Origin of the sequence: Sphingomonas sp., assembly GCF_048594985.1 — a bacterium.
In the GTDB taxonomy this organism is placed as follows: Bacteria; Pseudomonadota; Alphaproteobacteria; order Sphingomonadales; family Sphingomonadaceae; genus Sphingomonas_I.
Genome location: NZ_JBMDXG010000081.1, coordinates 1 through 6,666, shown reverse-complemented (window position 1 = coordinate 6,666; position 6,666 = coordinate 1). Strand labels below are relative to the sequence as shown.

Annotated in this window: 6 protein-coding genes; 5 read left to right on the top strand and 1 reads right to left on the bottom strand. The window is 68.0% G+C overall.

Annotation, left to right across the window (positions count from 1 at the left end; genetic code table 11):
* On the bottom strand, positions 1 to 658 hold a 658-nt coding region (locus tag ACOJSF_RS02915), incomplete at its 3' end, for a TonB-dependent receptor plug domain-containing protein (RefSeq protein WP_420140731.1).
* A gap of 175 nt (positions 659 to 833) precedes the next feature.
* On the opposite strand from ACOJSF_RS02915, the gene ACOJSF_RS02910 reads away from it, so the two are divergent.
* The 5 genes from ACOJSF_RS02910 to ACOJSF_RS02890 all read left to right on the top strand — a co-directional run.
* A complete protein-coding gene (locus ACOJSF_RS02910; protein ID WP_420140730.1) occupies positions 834 to 1,961 on the top strand; it encodes a mandelate racemase/muconate lactonizing enzyme family protein in 1,128 nt (375 codons plus the stop codon).
* Complete coding sequence (locus ACOJSF_RS02905) at positions 1,958 to 3,223, top strand: MFS transporter (RefSeq protein WP_420140729.1); 1,266 nt, start codon at positions 1,958 to 1,960, stop codon at positions 3,221 to 3,223. Before ACOJSF_RS02910 ends, ACOJSF_RS02905 begins: the two co-directional genes overlap by 4 nt.
* Before the next feature lie 102 nt (positions 3,224 to 3,325).
* Positions 3,326 to 3,997, top strand: a complete 672-nt coding sequence (locus tag ACOJSF_RS02900) for a GntR family transcriptional regulator (RefSeq protein ID WP_420140728.1) — start codon at positions 3,326 to 3,328, stop codon at positions 3,995 to 3,997.
* A gap of 4 nt (positions 3,998 to 4,001) precedes the next feature.
* Positions 4,002 to 4,835, top strand: a complete 834-nt coding sequence (locus tag ACOJSF_RS02895) for an amidohydrolase family protein (protein ID WP_420140727.1) — start codon at positions 4,002 to 4,004, stop codon at positions 4,833 to 4,835.
* The coding region (locus ACOJSF_RS02890; RefSeq protein ID WP_420140726.1) for a right-handed parallel beta-helix repeat-containing protein at positions 4,832 to 6,666 on the top strand (1,835 nt) is incomplete at its 3' end. The genes ACOJSF_RS02895 and ACOJSF_RS02890, both read left to right, overlap by 4 nt.

Genomic DNA, 6,666 nt, shown 5'->3' with positions numbered 1-6,666 from the left:
TGAACACCGCCGCGCCGCGTGGATTCCATTCCCCCGGCAGGTCGTCATATTGCATGTCGAACGAGCCCGCGAGCACGAGCGATTTCTGTTCGAGCGGGCGAAGCGTGCGGACGTTGACCGTCGCGCCGATGCTCGCGCCGTTGAGGCTGGCGAGCGGGCTCTTGTAGACGTCGGCACCCCCGATCAATTCCGACGGCAGGATGTCGAAGCTGAACTCGCGGCCGATATTGTCGGTCGCCAGCGTCCGTCCGTTCAGCGTCACGACGTTGAACTGCGGGCCGAGACCACGCACCGAGATGAACTGGCCGTCGCCCGCGTTGCGGCTGATGGTCAGGCCGGGAACGCGCTGCAGCGACTCGGCGACGTTCTGCTCGGGAAGCCGGCCGATGTCCTGCGTGGTGATCGAATCGACCACGTTCACGGCATCGCGCTTCAGCTGGATGGCGGCCTGCTGGCTCGCGCGGAGGCCGGTCACGACGATGTCCTGCGTCTGCTGGTCGGCGGCGGAGGGCGCCACGGCTTGATCCTGATTGACCGCCGCCCCGGTGGGGTTCGCGGGATTGGCCGGATCGGCGGGCGTGGTCTGCGCGAAAGCCGACGTCGCGGTCGAGATCGCAATCAAGGACGCGGCGGTGCGCATGAACTTTCGGCCGGTCATATTCCCTCCTGATATATCAGTTTGTTTGTTTCACATACCTTACTTGCGGATTTCGGCATTTCCAAGTGGATTAGTTTGCCGGCACTCGGCTCATTGAAGCGCATCTTGCCGCTTGCATCGGGGCAAAGCCTGGGGCACTTATCGATTAAGTTGATATTTCAGATCGGAGCATCGCGTGAACGGGGCGGTTTCAGGATTTCGGATCACGCGCTTCCAGTTTGCGCGCGACCGCACGATCGGCGACTCGCAGGTGCGCGCCGAGGCGGCGAACGTCGTTGCGGTCGAACTGCTCGACGATGCCGGCCGCAGCGGGCTCGGTTTCTGCCAGTCGCTCTTCACCTCGCTCCCCGACGAGGCCGAGATCATCCGCATCTTCGAGGAGGAAGCATGGCCGAACCTCGTCGGCCGGTCGCCGGCGGCGCTCGCCCTGCGCGTCTCGCGCCCGCGCGGCGGAAACGTCCGGCGGATGACCATCCCGTTCGAGGAATCGCTGCAACACGCCGTCTGGGATCTGTTCGCGCAGCAATCCGGCCTGCCCTTGTGGAAAATGTTGGGCGCCGAGCGCGACCGCGTCGGCGTCTATGCCAGCGGCCTCGATTATCATCTGCCCGACCATGATTTCAGCGAACTGTTCGGCGCCGCCGCCGAACGCGGCTTTCGCGGGTTCAAGATCAAGGTCGGCCACCCCGAGGTCGAACGCGATCTCCATCGCCTCGACCTGCTGGCCCGTGCGACGGGCGGCGACCGCCCCGTAATGATCGACGCGAACGAGGCGTGGACCGCGCAGGAGACGATCGAGGCGCTCAAGCTGTTCGAGCGCGCCGGCCACCGCATCTACTGGATCGAGGATCCCATTCCCCGCGACGATTTCGACGGGCTGCGGATGCTCCGCACGCTGGGGATCGCCCGCGTCAACTCGGGCGAATATCTGGACGTGTCTGGCAAGCGCAAGCTGCTGGAGGCGAAGGCGTGCGACATGCTCAACGTCCACGGCCAGGTGAGCGACGTCATGCGCGCGGGCTGGCTCGCCGGCGAACACAATGTCGAGGTGACGCTGGGCAACAGCTTCCTCGAAATCGGGCTCAACATGGCGCTCGCGCTGCCGGGCACGCGCTGGCTGGAATATAGCTTCCAGAATTTCGAGCATCTGGTCGAACGCCCGTTCGAGATCGCGGACGGCACCATTCGCGCGCATGACGAGCCCGGCCACGGGCTGAAGCTCAGCCGCGACGCGCGTGAGCGCCACCGCCAGCCGACGCTGGTGGCGAATGCGGCGTTGGTCGTGCCGGAAGCGGCGAAATGAACGCCCCTGCGGGCACCGCTCGCCCCGCCGTCCATGGCGGGCGTGACTGGCGGCTGCTGCTGTCGCTGGGCGTTGTCTTCTTCGTTCTGTTGACGTTGTACGCGGCGGTGCTGGGCGTGCTGCTGCCCAACCAGATCCAGAATATCGATCCCGCCCACAAGACCGCAACCCTGGGCGTGATCTACGCGATCACGTCGGTGTTCAGTACGCTGACGACACCGATTTCGGGCGCGCTGTCGGATCGCACGCGCACGCGATTCGGGCGGCGCAGCCCGTGGATCGCGATCGGCGCGACGGTGGGCGGCGGCGCGCTGATGCTGGTGCCGCTGGTCGACGGGCTCGTCGCCGTAACCGTTTTGTGGCTCGTCGCGACCGTCAGCCTGAATTCGATGCAGCCGGCGATCACCGCGATCGTGGCCGACCGCTTCGTGCCCGCCGAACGCGGCGTCGCGTCGGGCGTCGTGGGCGCGGCGATGACGGCGGGCGTTTCGGCCGGCACGATCTTCGGCGGGCTGTTCGCCGCACGGCTCGGCTTTGCCTATTTCGTGCTGGGCGCGGCGATCGTCGTCGTGTCGATCCTGTTCGTCCTGCTCAATCGCGAAGCCCCCTCGGGCATCGAGCGCCCGGCGCGCTTCCACCTCGGTGCATTTCTCCGCAGCTTCTGGGTCAGCCCGCGCGAGCATCCCGATTTTGCTTGGGCCTTTGCCGGGCGCTTCACCATCTACATGGGCTATCAGGCGGTCCTGACCTACCTGCTCTACATCCTCCAGGACCATATCGGCTATGGCCAGGCCGACGCCAACGCGATGATCGCGCGGCTGTCGTCGATCACCTTCGTGGCGCTGGTGATTTCGGGCCTGACCGCCGGCTGGCTGTCGGATCGGATCCGCCGCCGCAAGCCGCTGGTGTTCGCCGCCGGCCTGATCATGGCGACGGCGGTGGCCGCGCCGCTGATCGCGCCCTCCCCCACCGGCATGATCATCTACGCCGTGCTGATCGGCATCGGCTATGGCGCGTTCATGTCGGTTGATCTCGCGCTGATGACGCAGGTGTTGCCCCAGCGCGTGGAAGGCGACGACGCGACCGGCAAGGACCTCGGCATCCTGACCACGGCGGTCAACGTGCCCCAGATCCTCAGCCCCGTGCTGGCGGCAGCGCTGCTCACCGCCACCGGTAACAATTACCCGGCGCTGTTCGTGGTCGCCGGGCTGTTCGTGCTGGCGGGCGCCTTCCTCGTCCTTCCCATCCGGTCGGTGCGCTGATGCACGGCCGTCCTCTCCCTCATGATCCATTGATCCGGCAGGATCGAAGGCGGTATCGACCCGGACATGCCACGCATCTCATCTCGTGCTCCGAAACCCGCGGTGGCAGAACCCATCCGCACGGCGGCCGAGCCACCCCTCGCCGACCGGGCCTATCGTGCCATTTTGCAGGGACTGTTCGACCGGACGATCCCCGCCGGGGCGGAGCTGTCGCAGGCCGAATTGATGGCGAAGCTCGGCCTGACCGCGCAGCCACTGCGCGACGCCTTGCTGAAGCTGGAGGCCGAGGGGCTGGTCACGATCCACGCGCGGTCGTGCATCCGCTTCGTCAAGGCGGATCTGGAGCTGTCGCGCGCGACCTACCAGTTCCGCTCGCTGATCGAGCGGGCGGGCGCGCGGACCTTCGCCGAGACGGGCGACGCGCGCGAGATCGAGGCGCTCGCGGCGGCGCATGTCGACCTGATCGCGCGGATCGAGGCGGGCGGCCTTGGGATGGAGGAGAGCGCGGCACTCGGCGCGCTGGAAAATCGCTTCCACGGCGCGCTACTGGGCGCGTTGCGCAACCCGCTGATCGAAACGACCGCGCGGCGGCTCAAGAATTACGTGACGCTCGTCCGGCTCGACTGGCTGGTCACCGCGCCGCTGGCGCTGCGCACGCTACGCGAGCATCTCGACGTGCTGCACGCCTGTGCCCGACGCGATGCCGACGGGGCCGAGGCGGCGCTGACCGCGCACTTTCAGCAGGCGCTCCAACGATTGCTCGGCATGGCGTGACGTCATGCGAGTGATCGACGCGCACCAGCATTTCTGGGCGCTGTCGACGCCCGGGCATGAATGGCCGACCCCGGCGGAGCCGCTGCTCCATCGCGACTTCGGGCCCGCCGACCTGGTTTCGGAGGCGGCGGGCGTGCCGCTCGCGGCAACGGTGCTGGTCCAGTCGCAGCCGACCGACGCCGACACGGACTGGATGCTGGCCCTCGCCGCGCAGACGCCGGAGATCGCGGCGGTCGTCGGCTGGGCCGATCTGGCGGCCGCGGACGCCCCCGCGCGCATCGCCCGCCTCGCCGCGCATCCCAAGCTCCGCGGACTGCGGCCCATGTTGCAGGCGATCCCCGAGACCGACTGGCTGCTCGATCCCGCGCTGGAGCCGGCCGTAGCGGCGATGGTGGAGCATGGCCTGCGCCTCGACGCGCTGGTGCAGCCGCGCCACCTGCCGATGCTCGCGCGCTTCGCGGAGCGCTGGCCAGACCTGCCGATCGTCATCGATCACGCGGCCAAGCCCGCCGCGGCGCACGGCATCCTCGATCCATGGCGCGACGAAATCGCGCTGCTGGCGCGTCGCGGCCTGTGGTGCAAGCTGTCCGGTCTCCGGACCGAACAGGCGCCGGGCCAGCCCGCCGACGCGCTCGGCCCTTATGTCGCGCATCTGGTCGACTGTTTCGGTGATCGCCTGATGTGGGGCAGCGACTGGCCCGTGCTGCTGCTGTCGGGGGACGGCTATCCCGACTGGCTCGACACGGCGCTCCGCCTGTCGGGCCTGTCGGGCGCCAAGAAGGAACGGCTTCTGGCGGGTGCCGCAGAACAATTTTACGGCCTGGAGAGGGACGCATGAACAAGAACAAGGGCGCCTGGATCATGGCGGTTTCGCTGACGGCCGCTTCGGCGCCGCTGGCCGCGCAACTGCCGCCGCCGCCGAACCTGCCCGTGCAGGCGTCGCCGCCGCGTCCGCCCAGCCGTCACAAAATCGTGATCCCCAACCGCCCCGCGCCGGTCCCGATCGTCCTCCACGTCTCGCCGCGCGGATCGGACGAGGGCGACGGCTCGGCCGAACATCCCTTCGCGAGCTTCGCCCGTGCGCAGGAAGCGGTCCGCCGCGTCAACCGCGACCATGACGTGACCGTACGGATCGCGGACGGCACCTACTGGCTCCCGGCGCCGCTGCGCTTCACCGCCGACGATGGTGGGCAGAACGGCTTCACCGTGCGGTGGGAGGGGGCGGAGGGCGCCTATCCGATCCTGTCCGGCGGCGTCACGGTCGGCGAGTGGCGGCTGGCCGACCGGGCGCGCGGCATCTGGGCGGCGAAGGTGCCGCAGGGCACCGACCCGCGTCAGCTTACGGTGAATGGCAAGCTCGCGCCCCGCGCCAGCCTCGAAATTCCGCGCAAGGCGGTCGCGTTTCATCCATGGGGTCTGGAGATCAAGGACCCGGCCTGGCGCACGCTCGCCGCTTTGCCCGATCAGCGCCGGATCGAGGTCGAGGGCATGAGCTGGTTCACGCACCGCCACGCCATGATCGACCATATCGAAGGCGACCGGATCATCATGCAGCAGCCGGGCTGGCGCAACAATCTGGTCGGCTACGACACCTTCGCGCGGCCCGTGTCGGAGGATGTCGCGCGCATGTTCCTGGTCAACGCGCTCGCCTTCCTGCGCGAGCCCGGCCAGTGGTTCGCCGATCCGAAATCGGGCACGCTCTATTACAAGCCGCGTGCCGGCGAGGACATGCGCCGGATCGAAGTCGTGCTGCCCCGTCTCGAACGCCTGGTCTCGATCAGCGGCAGCTATGACCGGCCGATCCGCGATCTCCAGTTCCGGCGGCTCGGCTTCCGTCATACCAGCTGGCTCCAGCCCTCGGGACCGGAGGGCTATGCCAGCCAGCAGAGCGGCTCCTATCTCGCGGGCGAGCTGACCGACTATCCCGCCGATCCCGTCCGGGATTGCAGCTGGGGCTGCTGGTCGTTCGAACGGATGCGCAACCGCTGGCGGCAGCAGCCCGCCGCCGTACAGGTGGCGGCCGCGACGCGCGTCGTGTTCGACGACACGCGCTTCTCGCAACTGGGCCAGGTCGCACTCGGCATCGCCAACAATCCCGACGCCAATGACAGCGGCGTCGGCCTCGGCGCGGCGGCGATCGAGGTGACGCGCAGCGAGTTTACCGACCTTGCCGGCGGCGCGATCATGGTCGGCGGGGTGATCCCCGACGCGCACCATCCGTCGCGCCCCGAAATGGGGGTCCGCGATATCCTGATCCGCAACAACCGGATCAGCAGCGTATCGCATGATTACAAGGAACAATCGGCCATCCTGGTGACCTACGCGTCGGGCGCGGTGATCATGAACAACGACGTGTCCGACACGCCCTATGACGGGATCGACGTGGGCTGGGGCTGGGGCGCGAACGATCCGGGCGGCAGCGCCGAATATTGGCGGCAGCAGCGCGGCTATTACGACCAGCCCGGCAATCTGGTCTATGACACGCCGACGACACTGCGCGACACGGTGATCGTCGGCAACCGCGTGTCGAAGGTGAAGCAATGGTTCCCCGACGGCGGCGCCATCTACCACCTTTCCGCCGATCCGGGTGCCTTGATCGCGGAAAACTACGTGTCCGACGTGGCGGGTTCCGGGGGCATCGCGATCTACCTCGACGAAGGATCGCGCTA